This window comes from Actinoallomurus sp. NPDC050550 (assembly GCF_040655075.1).
Classification (GTDB): domain Bacteria; phylum Actinomycetota; class Actinomycetes; order Streptosporangiales; family Streptosporangiaceae; genus Actinoallomurus.
Map to the genome: position 1 here is coordinate 350510 of NZ_JBFAJC010000001.1, position 16969 is coordinate 367478.

Consider the following 16969-nt stretch of genomic DNA (forward strand, 5'->3'; position numbering starts at 1 on the left):
GTAGTCGGCGCGCGGCATTGTGGAGGCCCAACGAAGACGACGGGGGAACGGCATATGGCGTCTCGCGAAACGACCGAGCTGAGAATTCTCGGAGAACTCAAAATTCCGGCTGCGGCATCGGAGGTCGGCCGAATGCGGCGGTGGGCGTACGACATGCTCGTCGCGGCCTACGAGGCGGTCGCCGACGACGTCGTACTCCTCGCCTGCGAATTGGCGACCAACGCGATCCGCCATTCCGGCTCCGCCACTGTGACGATCACGCTCGCCACCCTCGCCGACGCCATTCACGTCGAAGTGGCGGACGCCGGAAGCGCCGATCGGGTCCCCCGGATCGCCGACGCGGGACCGGACGCGACCGGAGGGCGCGGACTGCACATGGTCGACATCCTCACCGGCGGCCGATGGGGCACTTACACCAGCGAAGCCGGACGTGTCGTGTGGTGCCAGACGGCGTTCCCGAAGCCGCGCGCGATAGGGGAGGAGCCGAAGGGATGACGCCGGAGGAACGGCTCCAGCACTCGATCGCGGAGTTCCACGCGATGCTCGACTCCATGAGGTTCACCGGGACGTCGCAGGTCGCGGAGGTCCAGCAGTTGCAGATCCTGGTCACCAAGTATCCCCACCACGCACGTAACTTCCTCGCCGACCTCGACCCGCCCGGCCGGGGAGGCCGCCACCGGGCCGGGAAGGGCAGGCGTCCGGCATAGCGACCGCTCAGGTCTGTGTCGCCCGCCGTAGCCCGGTGCGGAGCCGAAGATCGGCATCCCGCACCGGGGCTTCGGTTGGCGGCTGGTGTCAGGCCGAGCCGGGCCGGGTGTAGGTGACCCGGACGTCGAGGAAGGTGGACGCACCGTAGTCGTGGCCGCGGATGGCGAGCAGATTGCAGCGCTCTAGGACGTTCTGCGGAACGGTGACGTCGATGGTGTTGGCTCGGCAGTAGCCGCTGCGGACGGTCTGCAGGAGCCGGCCGTTGAGGTAGATCTGGGCGTCGTTGTCGATGGTGCCCTGGATGCGGATGTCCTGCGCGAAGCGCGGGATGCGGAGCCAGTGCCGTACCAGGATGTCGGTGTTGGGCTGCCAGGGGGTCTTGACCGAGGCGTTGAACGGGCAGCCGGTGGTGGTGCCGAAGGCCGCCTGCCCGGTCGACCATCTGCTGTCGTCGAAGTCCGGATCCTGGAATCCGGGCACGACGCTGGGGGACGGCACCTGCAGGTATTTCCAGCCGGTGCTGTTGTAGTCCAGCGCGGTGATGGTCGCGCGCTCCGGTGCCGCCGGGGAGGCGGACGCGGCCGTCGGGGCGCCCAGGGCCATGACGGCCAGCAGCACCGGCGGCGCCACTCGGACGAGGCTGCGGATAGCGCGAGACCGAGCCGCCGGCCCGTCGACGGCGACCGTACGAGGCGGGAGGGCTTCTCACGATTCCCCGGGGCCTGGCTCGTGAATGGGCGGCGTACTTCCCGGTCCTCGCCTACTGAGGGAGGACCCTTCCGCACCGCCTCAACCTTGGCGTCGTTGTTGACGCTCGTATCGGGGCGAATCCGGCGGCGTGCCGTCAACCTCGGCGGCAGAGTGGCGACGGCGGCATCACGGTACGCGCGCTGAGTTGCGCCGATACCCAGTGGTGACAAGTTGTCACGAACGGGCGCCATTCGTGAAACTTTCAAGGGGTGGTAGGGGTCGGAATTCGCGCGTCGTCGGCGATCCTGCGTCCTGGGGGACCGGATATCGCGGCTCTCACCTGCGCGGACGGGATTTCTGTCACGCACACCGTCACAACCGCGATTCGGATATGAGTAGCGGACCTCAACTACTGAACGCAGTTACCTTGTCGTAGGGAAAAGCTTTTCCTAACTTCGGACACCCGGATAGGGAAGTCCTTATGAAGGAGGAAGGCCATGCCTCGGCGAAAAAGAGTCAGAGCGGCGGTAGGAGCCGGGTTGACCGCGGTGGTGCTCCCTGCCGCGGCGACACTGGTCGCGTTGAACGCCGCGCACGCGGCGTCCGACACGCTGTACGTGGCGCCGAACGGCAAAGACAGCGCGGCTGGAACTCAGGCGGACCCGACGACGCTCACCTCGGCGATCACCCGCGTCACCGCCGGCGGGAAGATCTACATGCGCGGCGGGACCTACCGCTACTCGCAGACGGTCACCGTCGCGCCGGGCAACAACGGCACCTCGAGCGCCCGCACGGAACTGTCCGCCTACCCAGGTGAGACTCCGGTACTGGACTTCTCGGCCATGAGCGAGGACCCGGCGAACCGTGGGCTTGCCCTGAACGGGTCGTACTGGCATGTCTACGGCATCGTCGTCGAGCACGCCGGTGACAACGGGATCTTCGTCGGCGGCAGTAACAACGTCATCGAGCGTACGGTGACGGCGTTCAACCATGACACGGGGCTGCAGATCTCGCGGGTGGCCTCCAGCACCCCCAAGGACCAGTGGCCCTCCAACAACCTCGTCGTGAGCGCGGAGTCGCACGACAACGCCGACTCCGGCGGCGAGAACGCCGACGGCTTCGCCGCCAAGCTCACCGCCGGTCCCGGGAACGTCTTCCGCTACGACGTGTCCCACAACAACATCGACGACGGCTGGGACCTCTACACCAAGACGGACACCGGAGCCATCGGCCCGGTGACCATCGAGGACTCCCTTTCCTACAACAACGGCACGCTCTCCGATGGCACGCAGAACAAGAACGGTGACCGCAACGGCTACAAGCTCGGCGGCGACGATATCAAGGTCAATCACATCGTCCTGCGCGATATCGCCTACCACAACGGCCATCACGGGTTCACCTACAACAGCAACCCCGGCACGATGACGATCTCGAACAACGTCAGCATCGACAACAGCGAGCGCAATTTCTCCTTCGACAAGGGCACCTCGGTGTTCCGGACCAACGTCTCGTGCCGCTTCAGCAGCGGCGGGTCGAACGACAAGGCCGTGGGCGACGCCGACAGCTCGAACCAGTTCTGGTCCGGCTCGAACGGGTCCAAGTGCTCGTCGTACGCCGGCGCCTTGAAGTGGTCCTTCGCCGCGGACGGCCACCTCGTCGTGACCTTCGGCGGCAAAACGATAACGCCGTAACGGACCCGTCGCGCCGGAGCAGCATCCTCAGCCCGACCGTGACGCCCAGGTGCCGTGCTGGTCGGCGCTCGGTCAAAGCTGTTGATCCGGTCGACGGTGCCAATGCCCGTGGCGGCCCGGGCCGGCCCATTCGGCTCGTTCAGATGGGCCGGCCCGACCCCGGGAGTCTGTTAGCATCGCCGTGCTCGTGACTAACTGAGGAGGTGAGACCCATTACCGCTACGGCAGGCTGGGTGCTCCCCTCTCGTGCGAGTGGGCGGTTCATCTGACATAGGTGGCCACGGGAGTGCCCGCAGGGCATCCCGAAAGGCAATCGACCTGTGCGTTTCATCTCAGAGACCACCTCGAACGGCGTCTCAGAACGCCTCTTCATTCTCGACGACATTCCCGGCGTGCTCTGGTCGCCCGCCGAGGCCACCGGTAGCCGCCCGTTGGTGCTGCTGGGCCATGGCGGCGGCCGGCACAAGAAGGACCCGCGCCTGGTGGCCGGCGCCCACCGCTACGTGGCCGCCTGCGGCTTCGCGGTGGCGGCCGTCGACGCGCCCTGGCACGGCGACCGTCCCACGACCGAGGAGGGCGAACGGCTCGTCGCGGACATCGGGGAACGGATCGCGGCAGGTGAGCCCATCGGCCCGCTGATGGCCCGTTACAACGCCGTTCTGGCGCCGCGCGTCGTTCCCGAGTGGAAGGCCGCCCTGGACGCGCTCCAGGACCTCGACCACGTCGGCGCCGGCGAACCGGTGGGATTCTGGGGCACCTCGATGGGCAGCGGGATCGGCATTCCGTTCGTCGCGGCCGAACGTCGGATCACCGCCGCAGTCTTCGGCCTCGCCGGCCACTACGGCCTGGCCGAGGCGGCGGCCCAGATCACCATTCCGGTCGAGTTCCTGATGCAGTGGGACGACGAGATGGTGCCGCGCGACTCGGCCCTCGCGCTCTTCGACGCCTTCGCCTCCCCGGAGAAGACGCTCCACGCCAACCCCGGTCGGCACGCGGATGTGCCCGCGTTCGAGTCGGAGAGTTCACTGCGCTTCTTCGCCCGCCACCTTCCCCAAGGCGACACTTCCGCCACGGCGGCGTAGCCGCCGTCCCGCGGGCGGGCGCCGAGCCAGGCGGATAGTCGCGTACGGGGCGGCGGCACCTGAGCGAGCATGGCTCAGCGTGGGTGCGCCGCCCCGGCCAGGGCTTTGGCGGACAGGAGGCATCGTTGGGCTTCGATCTCAGCCGTTACTTCACCATCGACGCCGGGGTGCTCCCGCTGTACGACCGGGTCATCCGGGCGGCGCGGCGTACGCCATCCCGGCTAGAGGGCAGGCGCTGCCCGCCGGGTGGGTGCTGCCGGCCCCATGGCGACTGGAGTACGCGGTGACGATGATCGAGGACGTCATCGAGACGGGGGCCGTCGACGAGTGGCGGGCCGCCGCCGGTGTGCCGGGGACACCCGACCCCCTGGACGCCTTCGACGATCTGGACCTGCAACTGGCGTCTCTGCTGAGCCTGGCGTCGGCCTCCGGCGTGGTCGTGATTTCCGAAAGCGCCGGAAAGATCCGGCAGGTGGGGAGTGCTCGGTTCGGCCGCGACGGCCGTTGGCCGGCGCTCCGTCCTGGCCGTCGGCGCGATGGAGGAGCCGCCCTCCGGGGTGAGATAGGTCCGCTGCCGCTTGTAGTCCTCGATCCAGGTGGTCGCGACGTCCGCGCGGCCGATCTCGTGACCAAAGAAGTAAGGGCCTGTTCTCCATACCGTCAGAGTCAGGTGGAAGGGCCGTGCCGTCCAACCGGGATTCGACCCATGATTGAACGGGATCCGCGACACTGAGTGAAGTGGTTACCTCAAGGGATGGAGAAGATTTCCGGTGCTCTGGCTCAAGGATCGATTGCGAAGTCTGGCTCGTTTTCTTCGCGAAGGAACGATATTGCTCGGAGCCGGATCCGGTCTGACCGCGGTGCCGGGAGTGTTCGCGGGCGAGCGGAATGGGTGCGGGCGGGAGGCCGGCTCCCTCGCAGGGCCTGCGCTGCATCATCCGGAGCGGCTTATCCCGGATATTCCACCTACACCCGAGGAACGAGACATCTGGGCTCAATTCGGCCCCGTCGTGAGTTCGGAGACAGATCGCCGAGAGGCCCCAGGTCGGGAATGAGTCCGATTTCGACGGCATAGCTAGGAATCCGGATATATACTCAGAGTATCGCTAGCGGATGATGGTGCGATCGTCGGCAATCAGAACGCGAGTAGCCGACATTTTTGCCCCAGATTCCTGATCGACTCTGGCGAACTCACGCCGAAAAGCGGTCAGCTGTGCGCGGGCGTGTGGCGGCGGGCGGGGGAGAAGGTCTCGACGTTGCCGATCACCCGGCTCAGATAGCCCGCGAACTGCTCGATCTCCTCGGGAGAGAAGCCGTCGAGGACGTGTTCGCCGCTCGTGCTGACCACGGCGGACAGCCGCTCGAACGTCTGCCGGCCCGCGTCGGTCATGTCGACGATGGCGGCTCGGCGGTCGGAGCTGGTGCGGCGGCGCACGATCAGGCCCTCGGCCTCCATGCGCGCCAGGTGCCGGGTCAGCGTGGGGCCCTCGACGCCCAGCATGTCGGCGAGCTCCCGTTGGATCAGCGGGCCCTTCGCCTTGAGTGCGAACAGCGCCGTCCAGACGGCGAAGCTCGAACCGGAGGCCGCCAGGTGCTGCTCCATGTAGCCGCGCGCCGCCTTCGCCGCGAAGTTCAGCTGGCGGCCCAGCGTGTGCCTGGCGCCCGTGGCCATGTCTTCGTCGTCTCGCATCTCTCAACTCCCGCGTTAACGCCCGATGTCGATTCTCGTCCATCGCCGCCGGCCCTCGGTACCGGCCTTGACGCGCCACAACAAACTAGTTAGCTTGCTAAGTAGTTTCCTCAGAAACTCACTCGACGGGAGAACCGCCGTGGTAGCCGGTGAATCCGCGCTGAGCACCGACTCGGAGCGCAACGTCTCAGAGCCGGGGCCGATGGACACGAAGGCGTGGATCGGCCTCATCGTCATCCTCCTGGCCGCCTTCATGGAACTGCTGGACGTCAGCGTCGTCAGCGTCGCCATCCCCGCGATCCAGAAGGACATCGACGCGACGTACGCCCAGATCCAGTGGACCCTCGCGGGTTATCAGCTCGCCTTCGCGGCCGGGATGATCACCGGGGGCCGCCTCGGTGACATCTTCGGACGCAAACGTATGTTCATGACGGGCGCGGTGGCGTTCACCCTGGCGTCGCTGCTGTGCGGGCTGGCGACCGGCCCGGACATGCTCATCGCCTCCCGGGTGATCCAGGGCCTCGCGGCGTCCGTGATGTTCCCGCAGGTCCTCGCGATCATGCACGTCTCCTTCCCGGAGGACAAGCGCGCTGCGGTCTTCGGCGCGTTCGGCGCGATGGCCGGCCTCTCCGGCATCGCCGGTCCGCTGCTCGGCGGCGTCCTCGTGAACGCCGACCTCTTCGGCTGGGACTGGCGGACGATCTTCCTGATCAACCTTCCGGTCGGGGTGATCGCGGTGGCGCTCGCGCCCTCGCTCGTCAAGGAGTCGCGCGCGACCGAGCGGGTCCGGCTCGACCTGCTCGGCGTGCTGCTCGTCACCGCCGCGATCGTCCTGCTGGTGTACCCGGTGATCCAGGGCCGCGACGCCGGCTGGCCCGCGTGGACGTGGATCTCCATGGTGGCCTCGATCCCGGTCTTCGTCGCCTTCGTCCTCTGGCAGCAGGCCAGGAAGCGGAGGAGCGGCAGCCAGCTGATCGAGCTGCGGCTCTTCCGCCAGCGCGCCTTCAGTGCGGGACTCTTCGTCAGCCTGCTGTTCTGGACCGCGATCGCGTCGGTCTTCCTCGTCCTGACGATCTTCCTGCAGGCGGGGTGGAACTACACGCCGCTGCACACCGGCCTGACCTTCCTCCCGCTCGCCGGCGCGTCCTTCGTCGGCTCCGGGCTCGCCGTGCGGCTCGCGCCGAAGATCGGTCGCATGGTCGTCCAGCTCGGATGCCTGATCTGCATCGCGGGGATCCTCTGGCTCATGGTCACGGTGCACGACAAGGCCGCCGACCTCACGACGGGCCGGCTCACGCCGTCGTTCGTGGTGTTCGGCGTCGGGCTCGGCCTGCTGATCGCGACCCTCAACGACCTCATCCTCACCGGCGTGCGCAACGACGACACCGGCTCGGCCACCGGCGTCCTGAACACCGCTGGTCAGGTGGCGGGCGCCGTCGGCGTCGCCGTGATCGGCCTGATCTTCTTCGGCCAGCTCGCGAACCGGTCGGACGAGGCCGTGGCGGCGGGCGTGCCCAAGCTGCGCCAGGAACTGCAGACAGCCGGCGTGCCCGCGCCAGCGATCGACGGGATCGTGAGCGGTTTCAAGGTCTGCTACCACGACATCGCCCACGCCAAGGACCCGACCCAGACCCCGCCGAGCTGCGGAAAGATGGCTGCCGGGCTCGAACCGCAGGCCATGGGCGCCGTACAGGCGTCGGTGGAGAAGGTCCGACCCAGGGTGCAGCGGCGGGACTTCTCCGACTCCCTCGTGCCGAGCCTGTACTACCAGATGGCGGTATTCGCCGGGACGTTCCTGCTCGTCTTCTTCCTGCCCCGCCGGACCAGCGGCGAGATGCACGGTCACTGAGCAGCGCAACCGCGCGCATCGAGCCCCGGGTCTCGGATGTCAGACGGTTCGTGGGAAAGGGTTCTTGCCGGGGCACCGGGCGGGGCGTGAGGGTGCGCACATGGCAAAACAGGAGGTCAGCGGAGGCGCACGAGCCGCCGGAGGGCATCCGGAGGGCGGCGCCCTCGGGGTCGAGCGGCGATCCATCGACTTCGTCCCGCCTGAGGAGCGGCACGGGTCGGTGCGGAGTCTGTTCACCGTGTGGTTCGGGGCGAACATGCAGGTGACGACCGCGGTCACGGGCGCGCTCGGAGTGATCCTGGGGCTGCCACTGCCCTGGGCGATCGTCGCCCTGACCCTCGGCAACCTGCTCGGCGCGATCTTCATGGCGTTGCACTCGGCGCAGGGACCGAAACTCGGCATCCCGCAGATGATCCAGAGCCGTGCGCAGTTCGGGTTCTACGGCGCGATCGTGCCCCTGCTGCTCGTCGTGCTGATGTACGTCGGGTTCTTCGCGACCAGTGCGGTGCTCGGCGGTTCGGCGCTCGCCGACTGGTGGGGGATCGGCCGGACCCCGGCCACGATCGTCGTCTCGGCGGTCTGCACCGTGCTCGCCGCGTACGGGTACCGGCTGATCCACCAGTACGAGCGGTGGATCAGCCTGATCGCGGCGGTCGGGTTCCTGTACCTGACCTATCGGCTGCTGACCGGGCACCACGTGGGCCGGGTGTGGCACTCCGGCCACGTCGGTGCGGGAACGTTCCTGCTGGTCATGGCGATCGCCGCGACCTGGCAGATCACGTACGCACCGTACGTCGCCGACTACTCCCGCTATCTTCCGGAGACGACCTCGGTGCGCGCGGCGTTCTGGTGGACCTACGCCGGAAGCGTGATCGGCACCGTGTGGATGATGGCGTTCGGCAGCGTCTGCGCCGCCGTGGCCGCCAAGTCGTTCGAGGGCGGCTCGGTGTCGTTCGTGGTCGGCCTGGCGGATCCGCACTGGGCGTTCTCGCTGATCATCGTGCTGGGCATCGTCGCCGTGAACGTGCTGAACCTCTACGGCATGTTCATGTCCGCGACGACGACCCTGACCGCGCTGCGCCCGATGCGGATGGACGGCGGCGTGCGGCTCGGCTTCATCGTCGTGGCCGCCGTCGTCGGCACGGTCGTCGCGCTCGCGGCGAGCGCCGACTTCCTGCACAACTTCGAGAACTTCATCCTCTTCCTGGCGTACTTCCTGATCCCGTGGACGGCGATCAACCTCGTCGACTTCTACTTCGTCCGCAAGGAGCGGTACGACATCGACGCGATCTTCCGCCCGGACGGCGTGTACGGCGGGGTGAACTGGCGCACCATCGGCGCGTACGTGATCGGCGTCGCGGTGGAGGTGCCGTTCGTCAGCTCGTCCTTCTACACCGGGCCGTTCGTGAAGCACCTCGGTGGCGCGGACGTCTCGTGGATCATCGGCCTGGTCGTGGCCTCGGCGCTCTACTACGTCTGGATGCGCCCGGTGGCCCGCCACACCGGCGACGCCACCTGACAGTGCGTCGTCGGCCGGCCGACCGTCGGCCGGGGCATCGTCATCGGGTCAGCGCGGGCGATGCCTGGTCGGCGGGCGCGGTGGCGGTGGCCTGGTCCACGACGGACAGCAGCTCGATCAGGCGTCGGCGATCGCCGTCGGAGAGCGGCGCGAACAGATCCTCGCTGGCCTGCCGCCGGGCCTCGCGCATCCCTTCGCGTACCGCGAGGCCCATGTCGGTGAGGTGAAGGCGGATGGCGCGCCGGTTCTCCGGATCGACGGCACGATGGACCAGCCCGGCCTGCTCGAGCGCGTCGACCACGGTCGTGACCGAACGGGGAACGACGCCGAGCCGCTCGGCCAGCTCCGTCATCCGCAGCGGCTCCTCGCTACGGGTGATCACCCGTAGCGCACGCTCCTGGGCCGGAGTGAGGCCGAGGGGGGCGAGCCGGGACAGCTGGGCCCGCCGCAGGCGCTTGGTCAGCCGCTGGAGCAGATCGGCCAGCTGCGCCGACGACTCCTCTTGATCCATGGCTCGATCGTAGCAGGACCAAACTCAAACTGAGTCAAGCTCATTGTGAGTGTTACTCTGTTTTGGTCGGCATTGCCCTCGACCGTGCCGTGGAGGCGCCCGTGAATTTCCCCCTACGCAAGCACGGCCTGCCGTTCCCGGAGGCGTCCGGCCTCGACGGCCCCGGGCCCCCGGCGGCGCGCGAAGGGCCGGCGGCGGACCGGGACGGCGGCGGTGACCGCGAGGATCCGAGCCAGCCCACCGCGGAGACGGGACCGTCGGCACGCGTTCCGCTCCGGCGGGTCGTACGCCTGTTCCGGCCCTACCGGTGGAGCCTGGCCTTCGTCGGCCTGCTCGTCCTCACGTCGTCACTGGTCTCGCTGGTCAACCCGTTCCTGATCCGCCAGGTGATCGACGTCGCCCTGCCGAGGCAGCGCGTCGGGCTGCTGGCCGTCCTGGCCATCGGCATGATCGTCATTTCGGTGGCGAACAGCTCGTTCAGCGTCTCGCAGGCGTATGTGTCGACGAAGGTGGGCCAGCGGGTCATGCATGACCTGCGCACTGGTGTGTACGCGCACCTACAGCGCATGTCCCTGGCCTTCTTCACGCGTACGCGCACCGGCGAGGTCCAGTCGCGCATCGCCAACGACATCGGCGGCATGCAGGCGACGGTGACCACGACCGCGACCACGCTGGTGTCCAACCTCACGACCGTCGTCGCGACCGTCATCGCCATGGTGGTCCTGGACTGGCGGCTGACGATCGTCTCGCTGATCATGATGCCGGTGTTCGTGTCGGTGAGCCGCCGGGTCGGCAAGGAGCGCCGCCGCATCACCGGCCGGCGGCAGCGGCAGCTCGCCACGCTGGCCTCGATCGTCCAGGAGTCCCTGTCGGTCAGCGGGATCCTGCTCGGGCACACGATGGGCCGCTCGCGGGCGCTCACTGATTCCTTCGCGGCCGAATCCGTCGTGCTGTCCGATCTCGAGGTGCGCGCGAACATGGCGGGCCGGTGGCGGCAGTCCATCATTCAGATCGTCATGTCCTCCATGCCCGCGGTCATCTACTGGGCGGCCGGCCTCACCGGGCGGAACGGCCACATGCTGATCTCCATCGGGACGCTGGTGGCCTTCACGACCCTGCAACAGAGTCTGTTCCGGCCCACGGTGCAGCTGCTCCAGGTCGGCGTGGACCTGCAGACCTCACTCGAGTTGTTCGGCCGCATCTTCGAGTACCTCGACCTGCCCGTCGACATCGCCGAACCACAACACCCCGTGCGCGTGGGCGAGGTCCGCGGCGACGTGCGGCTGCGCGACGTCGGCTTCCGCTACGCGGAGACCGAGCGGGAGACGCTGCGCGACATCGACATCACCGTCCCGGCCGGGAGCACCCTCGCGATCGTCGGCGAGACGGGATCCGGGAAGACGACCCTCGGCTACCTGGTCCCGCGCCTGTACGACGTGACCTCGGGCAGCGTGACCATCGACGGCGTCGACGTACGCGCCCTGTCCTTCGACACCCTTACCGCGGCGGTGGGCGTCGTCTCACAGGAGACCTATCTCTTCCACGCCTCTGTAGCGGCGAATCTGCGGTTCGCCAAGCCGGACGCGACCGATGAGGAGATCGTCGCGGCGGCCGGGGTCGCACAGATCCACGAGCACATCGCCGCGCTGCCCGACGGCTATGACACGCTGGTCGGGGAGCGGGGATACCGATTCTCCGGCGGAGAGAAACAACGACTCGCGATCGCGCGCGCCGTCCTGCGCGACCCGCCCATCCTCGTCCTCGACGAGGCCACCAGCGCCCTCGACACCCAGACCGAACAGGCCGTGCAGCAGGCGATCGACGCGCTGTCGGCCGGGCGCACCACGATCACCATCGCGCATCGACTCTCGACCATCAGGGACGCCGACGAGATCATGGTCCTCGACCGCGGTCGGATCGCCGAGCGTGGCACCCACGAGGAGTTGCTCGCCCTCGGCGGCCGGTACGCCACCCTCGTCGCCCGCGACGCCGACGCCGGCCAGGCAACCCGTTCCGCGTGAGGTGGTGGGTCTGACGACGGCTCCGGCCACGCGGCGGAAACCGAAGATCAAGATAAGGCGGTGCCGACGCCTCCTGGATCATCGGCCTGACCGTCAGGGCTTGGCTCCTCGGGGCCAGGCCTGGTCGTCGAAGAGGATGTGGACGGAGGAGGCGGTGCGGGCGGCCGGGCCGAGGCGGGCGGCGCGGGCTCCGGGGTCCATGCGGAAGAACGGGCCGTGGTGGTGGTGTTCGGCGTGCCAGGCGATGTCGAGGGGCGTGTTGTTGATCCAGGAGCTCATCGCCTTGTCGTAGGGCGGGGTGAAGTCGTAAGAGTCGCTCTCGCTGCCGTTGGGGTCTTGGGCGAGGATCATCCAGCCCGCTGATCGGCGGTTGAAGTCCTCGTTCTGGTAGAAGCAGGCCCAGGTCGCGGGGCAGGCGTCCGGCCCTGAGACATCATGGGCGACGTACCAGGTGGTGGGCCCGGGCAGGCGCTCTGCCGCCCTGGCCGTGCCGTCGGCGGTGATGACCGTGGGAGCGGGGTCGGCTGCGGCCTGGTGCGCGGTGGCCGGCCGATGGCCCACGAGCAGGACCGTACCGGCGATGGCCGCCGTGCCGGCCGCGATACCGGCGGCGATCCAATACGGCCGCCGTCGCGGAGCCGTCTCGGCCGCCGGCGGCGGGATGACGGGTGGGGCGGTGACCTCGGCCGTCGGCGGTGGGACGACGGGCAGCGCGGTGACTGCGGCCGTCGGCGGCGGGGCGGTGGGCGCGATGGTGACCGCGGCCGGGGCGGCGGTGCGCTCGGCCATCGCCTCCTGTCGCCACCGTTCCCACACCCGCCAGTCCTGGGGCCGGCGCGTCGGAGCCGGTCCCCGCCGCAGTGCTCGCTCCTCCAGGGTCTCCACCAGGAACCTGAACACGGCCGGGTCGCTCGGCACGGCTTTGCCCGACATCCACTCCGACAAGGTCGCCGCGGCCAGCTTGACCGGTGGCCGCTGTTGCCGGGCCAGGTCCACCAGCCGGCGGTAGGACGGCCGCCCGGCCGCCTCGTGCAGCCGCCGCAGCTGGTCCGGGAGCCTGGTCTGCGCCTCACCCATCCACCATCACCCTTCGTGTCTGTTCGGACGCGGACAGTTTCCGAACATAGGGTAAAGCGTCGTTGAGAAGGACGGACACTGTTCGCCCGAACAGTGGTCACTCGGCGGACACCCACGGGCCAGGGCTGAATCGGAGCCGGTTCACCTCGAACCGAACGAACCCCGAACGGCCCCCCGCCGGCAAGGGGGCCTGTCCTCCAGGAGGAAACGCCCGTGAAGCTCAAGCTCACCATCCCGGTCGCCATGGCCGCCGGAACGTTCGCGTTCTCGGCACTGCCGGCCACCACTCCGGCGACGCCTGCCGCGTACGCCGCGTCCGTCGTCGCGGCGATGACCTTGTCGTGCAACGCGCCGGGCCTGGACGACGGGCGCTCGTGTGAGGGGGCGCTCGCGTGGGCTCGGCAGCACGTGTCGACCGCCGGCAACCCCGACTACCGCAACCGCTGCGACCACGTCATGGCGCTCGCGTACGGGTTCGACCACAGCGGATCCGCCGACGCCATCGCCCACTGGCGCGCCGTTCCCGACCGGTACAAGCACGCCGACGACCGCGACGTCCCCGGCGGCGCGCTGGTGTTCTTCTCCGGCGGCAGCCACGGTCACGTGGCCATCTCCACCGGCGGGCAGGGGATCATCTCCACCGACATCCACGGACCGGGAACCTTCACCCCCAGCAGCATCGACGAGATCACCGGCAAGTGGGGGCAGCACTACCTCGGCTGGGCGAACCCCTGGTTCGAGATCAACCACTGATGGGCGCGGGCGGGGTGGCCCCCGAGGTCACCCCGTCCGCACGACCGAAAGCGGCCGTCCGCCGGTGGCGGACGGCCGGGGGGAGCGGGTCAGGAGGCGGCCCGCTCGGTGAAGAGGCCGGGCGCCTGGCCGCGGGCGGCGGCCGCGGCGGAGTCGTCCGCCTCCCGGCGGGCCTGGCGTTCGGCCTCGACCTGCCGCACGTAGTACTCCGTCTCCCGTTTCACCTTCTCGTCGTCCCAGCCCAGTACCGGCGCGATGAGGCCCGCGACCTCGGCCGCCGCGGCGGCGCCCTGGTCCCACTCCTCGATCGCGGCGCGGGTGCGACGGCGCAGGATGTCCTCGACGTGCAGCGCGCCCTCGTGGGAGGCGGCGTACACGGCCTCGGCCTTCAGGTAGTCCGCGGCGGCGTCGAGCGGCTCGCCGAGGGCCGGGTCCTGTTCGATCATCTCCAGCAGTTCGTCGACGCACGCGCCGTACCGGTTGAGCAGGTGCTCGACGCGGGCGACGTGCAGGCCGCTGCGCCGGGCGATGCGGTGCCGCTCGTTCCACAGCACCTCGTACCCGACGGCCCCGGCGAGCGGCACCCGGTCGGTGACGGAGGCGGGGACGGTGGTGGGCAGGTCCTCGGCCGCCGCGTCGACGGCGTCCTTGGCCATCACCCGATAGGTGGTGAACTTGCCGCCGGCGATCACGGTGAGCCCGGGCACGGGCTGCGCGACGGTGTGCTCCCGCGACAGCTTGGTCGTGTCGTCCGCCCCGCCGGACAGCAGGGGACGCAGCCCGGCGTACACGCCCTCGATGTCCTCCGCGGCGATCGGGGTGCGCAGCACCGCGTTGACGTGGTCGAGGATGTAGTCGATGTCGGCCTGGCTGGCGGCGGGCTCGTCCTTTTCCAGGTCATAGGGAGTGTCGGTGGTGCCAATGATCCAGTGCCGGCCCCACGGGATGACGAACAGCACGCTCTTCTCGGTGCGCAGGATCAGCCCGGTGTCGAGCCGGATCCGGTCGCGCGGGACGAGGAGGTGCACGCCCTTGGACGCGGTGACCCGGGGACCGCCGCGCGCGTCCGCGAACCGGGCGGCGTCGTCGGTCCACACGCCGGTGGCGTTGATGACGTGCCGGGCCCGTACGGTCAGTTCCCGGTCGTTCTCCAGGTCGTGAACCCGTGCTCCGATGACGCGGTCCGCCTCCCGCACGAAACCGACGGCGCGGGCCCGCGTCAGCACGGAGGCGCCGTAGCCGGCGGCCGTCCGGGCCAGCGTCATCGTGAAGCGGGCGTCGTCGACCTGTGCGTCGAAGTACTGGATCGCGCCGACGAACGTGTCGCCGCGCAGCGCCGGGGCGATCTTCAGGGCGCCGCGGTGGCTCAGGTGCCGGTGGCGGGGCATCGACCGGGCGCCGCCCAGCGTGTCGTACAGGCCGACGCCGGCGCCGACGTAGAAGCGTTCCCACATCCGGTGCTTGAGCGGGAACAGGAACGGCACCGGCTTGACGAGGTGGGGTGCGAGGCGGTTCAGCAGCAGGCCGCGTTCGCGCAGCGCCTCGCGTACGAGGCCGAAGTCGCGCTGCTCGAGGTAGCGGAGGCCGCCGTGGATCAGCTTGCTGGACCGGCTGGACGTCCCGGCCGCCCAGTCCGCGGCCTCGACGAGCGCGACGGACAGGCCGCGCGAGACGGCGTCGAGCGCCGCGCCTGCGCCCACGACACCGCCGCCCACGATCAGCACGTCGAACTCGTTCTCCGCCAGGTCGCGCAGGGCCTGCGCGCGGTAGGCCGGTCCGAGGGATACGGCTTTCACCTGAACCTCCGAAAGTTGCCCCGGCCGTAAGGCCAGGGAGGAATTCTGACTCCGCCAACGGCCCGGCGGAGCCAGGACGGCCTCAAAACGGACTCCGCCGACATTCGGTCATTCGACTTACATGAGAACGCGACAGTTGTAAGGTGCCGGTCATGCGGACGGCGTACAAGTGCCGGGCCTACCCGGACCCTGAACAGGCGGCGGTGTTCAGCCGCACGTTCGGGTGTGTGCGCCTGGTGTGGAACAAGACCCTGGCCGAACGCCACGCGGCGTATCACCAGCGGGGCGAGAGGACCTCTTACAAGCAGACCGATGCAGCGTTGACGGCGTGGAAGAAGACCGAGGATCTGGCGTTCTTGTCGGAGGTGTCGTCGGTTCCGTTGCAGCAGACGCTGCGGCATCAGCATGCGGCGTTCGTGAACTTCTTCGCCGGACGCGCCAAATACCCGCGGTTCAAGAACCGCAACTCCCGGCAGTCGGCGCACTACACCCGCTCGGCGTTCCGCATGAAGGACGGCGAGCTGCAGTTGGCCAAGACCACCACGCCGCTGGGGTTCGTGTGGTCTTTTGAGGGCGTGGACCTGGCCGCGTTGAACCCGACCATGGTCGTCATATCCCGGGACACGGACGGCCGCTGGTACGTGACGTTCGCCGTCGACACCGACGCGCCCGAGCCCATGGAGGCGGCCGGGCACGCCATCGGCATCGATCTCGGCGTCAAGGACTTCGCGGTCACCTCGGACGGGGAACGCATCGCCAACCGCCGCCACTTGGAGCGCAAGGCCCGCAACCTGGCCCGCTACCAGCGGCGCATGGCCCGCCGCGAGCGCGGGAGCATGAACCGGCGTAAGGCCAAGGCCAAGGTCGCCCGTGCCCATCGCAAGGTCCGCAACGCCCGCGACGACTTCCTGCACCGCACCAGCACCAACCTGGTGCGCAGAGCCGATGTCATCGTCATCGAAGACCTCGCGGTCAAAAGCATGGTGAAGAACCGGATGCTGGCGCGGGCGATCTCCGATGCGGGGTGGGGGGAGTTCCGCAGGCAGCTTGAGTACAAGGCCGAACGCGCCGGACGCGCCCTCGTGGTGATCGACCGGTGGTACCCCTCCTCCAAGACCTGCTCGGCCTGCGGGCATCTGCTCGCTGAGCTGAGCCTTTCGACCCGGCGCTGGACGTGTCCGGGCTGCCGTACCCGGCATGACCGGGACATCAACGCGGCCAAGAACATCCTTGCGGCTGGTCGAGCCGTAGCCGGGAACAGTCCCGGTGATGCCTGTGGAGCTGGTGTAAGACGGCAAGGGTCCTCCCTTCCGCATTCGGCGCTGAAACAGGAACCCCGCGCCGTGAGGCGCCCGGCCTGAAAGCCGGATCGGCCGCATGGCCGATGGGACTCCCCCTCCTCCAGGAGGGGGAGCAGTCAAGTTCGGGTTCTCCTCCGCAGGCAGGTCGGATGTGGGGGGATGGGGCATCGCCCCGGCCGCCAGGTGGGGAAGGGACGGCTCGGGGTCGGACGGCGGGCGGGGTGGCGCGAGGGGCGCCACCCCGGCCACGGGGGGCTGGGGGATCCGTTGGGGAGGGCGGC

Annotated in this window: 16 protein-coding genes; 11 read left to right on the forward strand and 5 right to left on the reverse strand. The window is 69.0% G+C overall.

Going from position 1 to position 16969, the window contains the following annotated elements; translation table 11 throughout:
- The first annotated feature begins 54 nt into the window (after positions 1-54).
- Together AB0I04_RS01635 and AB0I04_RS01640 are read left to right on the forward strand one after the other, a co-directional pair.
- On the forward strand, positions 55-495 hold the full coding sequence (locus AB0I04_RS01635) for an ATP-binding protein (RefSeq protein WP_360877245.1): 441 nt from the start codon (positions 55-57) through the stop codon (positions 493-495).
- Entirely contained in the window at positions 492-707 is a 216-nt protein-coding gene (locus tag AB0I04_RS01640) for a hypothetical protein (protein ID WP_360877247.1), read from the forward strand. The genes AB0I04_RS01635 and AB0I04_RS01640 overlap by 4 nt, the downstream gene beginning before the upstream one ends.
- Positions 708-795: 88 nt before the next feature.
- Here the strand turns inward: AB0I04_RS01640 and AB0I04_RS01645 are convergent, their stop codons facing one another.
- Positions 796-1338, reverse strand: a complete 543-nt coding sequence (locus AB0I04_RS01645; protein ID WP_360877250.1) for a hypothetical protein — start codon at positions 1336-1338, stop codon at positions 796-798.
- Between the two features lie 599 nt (positions 1339-1937).
- On the opposite strand from AB0I04_RS01645, the gene AB0I04_RS01650 reads away from it, so the two are divergent.
- From AB0I04_RS01650 to AB0I04_RS01665, 4 genes are all read left to right on the forward strand, one after another.
- Positions 1938-3089 carry a hypothetical protein gene (locus tag AB0I04_RS01650; RefSeq protein WP_360877253.1) on the forward strand — a complete coding sequence of 384 codons (1152 nt, stop codon included), beginning with the start codon at positions 1938-1940 and terminating at the stop codon, positions 3087-3089.
- Positions 3090-3409: 320 nt separating this feature from the next.
- Positions 3410-4171 carry an alpha/beta hydrolase gene (locus tag AB0I04_RS01655; protein ID WP_360877256.1) on the forward strand — a complete coding sequence of 254 codons (762 nt, stop codon included), beginning with the start codon at positions 3410-3412 and terminating at the stop codon, positions 4169-4171.
- Between the two features lie 283 nt (positions 4172-4454).
- A complete protein-coding gene (locus AB0I04_RS01660) occupies positions 4455-4904 on the forward strand; it encodes a hypothetical protein (RefSeq protein ID WP_360877259.1) in 450 nt (149 codons plus the stop codon).
- 136 nt (positions 4905-5040) lie between these two features.
- A complete protein-coding gene (locus AB0I04_RS01665) occupies positions 5041-5226 on the forward strand; it encodes a DUF6059 family protein (protein WP_360877603.1) in 186 nt (61 codons plus the stop codon).
- A gap of 152 nt (positions 5227-5378) precedes the next feature.
- Here AB0I04_RS01665 and AB0I04_RS01670 read toward each other — a convergent pair whose 3' ends face one another.
- Positions 5379-5861, reverse strand: coding sequence for a MarR family transcriptional regulator (locus AB0I04_RS01670; protein WP_360877261.1), 483 nt, complete (start codon positions 5859-5861; stop codon positions 5379-5381).
- A gap of 139 nt (positions 5862-6000) precedes the next feature.
- On the opposite strand from AB0I04_RS01670, the gene AB0I04_RS01675 reads away from it, so the two are divergent.
- Both AB0I04_RS01675 and AB0I04_RS01680 read left to right on the forward strand, forming a co-directional pair.
- Positions 6001-7710 carry an MFS transporter gene (locus tag AB0I04_RS01675; protein ID WP_360877264.1) on the forward strand — a complete coding sequence of 570 codons (1710 nt, stop codon included), beginning with the start codon at positions 6001-6003 and terminating at the stop codon, positions 7708-7710.
- A 100-nt stretch (positions 7711-7810) separates the two neighbouring features.
- Positions 7811-9229, forward strand: coding sequence for a cytosine permease (locus tag AB0I04_RS01680; protein ID WP_360877267.1), 1419 nt, complete (start codon positions 7811-7813; stop codon positions 9227-9229).
- Between the two features lie 40 nt (positions 9230-9269).
- On the opposite strand, the gene AB0I04_RS01685 is transcribed toward AB0I04_RS01680, so the two are convergent.
- On the reverse strand, positions 9270-9740 hold the full coding sequence (locus AB0I04_RS01685; protein ID WP_360877270.1) for a MarR family transcriptional regulator: 471 nt from the start codon (positions 9738-9740) through the stop codon (positions 9270-9272).
- Positions 9741-9841: 101 nt separating this feature from the next.
- Here AB0I04_RS01685 and AB0I04_RS01690 point away from each other — a divergent pair, with 101 nt between their 5' ends.
- The gene (locus tag AB0I04_RS01690) at positions 9842-11761 is read left to right on the forward strand and encodes an ABC transporter ATP-binding protein (RefSeq protein ID WP_360877272.1); all 1920 of its coding nucleotides are present in this window, start codon (positions 9842-9844) and stop codon (positions 11759-11761) included.
- 93 nt (positions 11762-11854) lie between these two features.
- Here the strand turns inward: AB0I04_RS01690 and AB0I04_RS01695 are convergent, their stop codons facing one another.
- Positions 11855-12838 carry a peptidase inhibitor family I36 protein gene (locus tag AB0I04_RS01695; protein ID WP_360877275.1) on the reverse strand — a complete coding sequence of 328 codons (984 nt, stop codon included), beginning with the start codon at positions 12836-12838 and terminating at the stop codon, positions 11855-11857.
- Positions 12839-13051: 213 nt separating this feature from the next.
- Here AB0I04_RS01695 and AB0I04_RS01700 point away from each other — a divergent pair, with 213 nt between their 5' ends.
- A complete protein-coding gene (locus tag AB0I04_RS01700; RefSeq protein WP_360877278.1) occupies positions 13052-13591 on the forward strand; it encodes a hypothetical protein in 540 nt (179 codons plus the stop codon).
- An 89-nt stretch (positions 13592-13680) separates the two neighbouring features.
- Here the strand turns inward: AB0I04_RS01700 and AB0I04_RS01705 are convergent, their stop codons facing one another.
- A complete protein-coding gene (locus AB0I04_RS01705) occupies positions 13681-15387 on the reverse strand; it encodes a glycerol-3-phosphate dehydrogenase/oxidase (protein ID WP_360877281.1) in 1707 nt (568 codons plus the stop codon).
- Positions 15388-15539: 152 nt separating this feature from the next.
- On the opposite strand from AB0I04_RS01705, the gene AB0I04_RS01710 reads away from it, so the two are divergent.
- Entirely contained in the window at positions 15540-16748 is a 1209-nt protein-coding gene (locus AB0I04_RS01710) for an RNA-guided endonuclease TnpB family protein (protein ID WP_360877284.1), read from the forward strand.
- The last annotated feature ends 221 nt before the right edge of the window (positions 16749-16969 follow it).

Excerpts from the sequence above, each read along its gene's own strand:
- AB0I04_RS01695 (WP_360877275.1), bottom strand. The coding sequence starts at position 12,838 with ATGGGTGAGGCGCAGACCAGGCTCCCGGACCAGCTGCGGCGGCTGCAC.
- AB0I04_RS01640 (WP_360877247.1), top strand. The coding sequence starts at position 492 with ATGACGCCGGAGGAACGGCTCCAGCACTCGATCGCGGAGTTCCACGCG.
- AB0I04_RS01635 (WP_360877245.1), top strand. The coding sequence starts at position 55 with ATGGCGTCTCGCGAAACGACCGAGCTGAGAATTCTCGGAGAACTCAAA.
- AB0I04_RS01710 (WP_360877284.1), top strand. The coding sequence starts at position 15,540 with ATGCGGACGGCGTACAAGTGCCGGGCCTACCCGGACCCTGAACAGGCG.
- AB0I04_RS01680 (WP_360877267.1), top strand. The coding sequence starts at position 7,811 with ATGGCAAAACAGGAGGTCAGCGGAGGCGCACGAGCCGCCGGAGGGCAT.
- AB0I04_RS01685 (WP_360877270.1), bottom strand. The coding sequence starts at position 9,740 with ATGGATCAAGAGGAGTCGTCGGCGCAGCTGGCCGATCTGCTCCAGCGG.
- AB0I04_RS01670 (WP_360877261.1), bottom strand. The coding sequence starts at position 5,861 with ATGCGAGACGACGAAGACATGGCCACGGGCGCCAGGCACACGCTGGGC.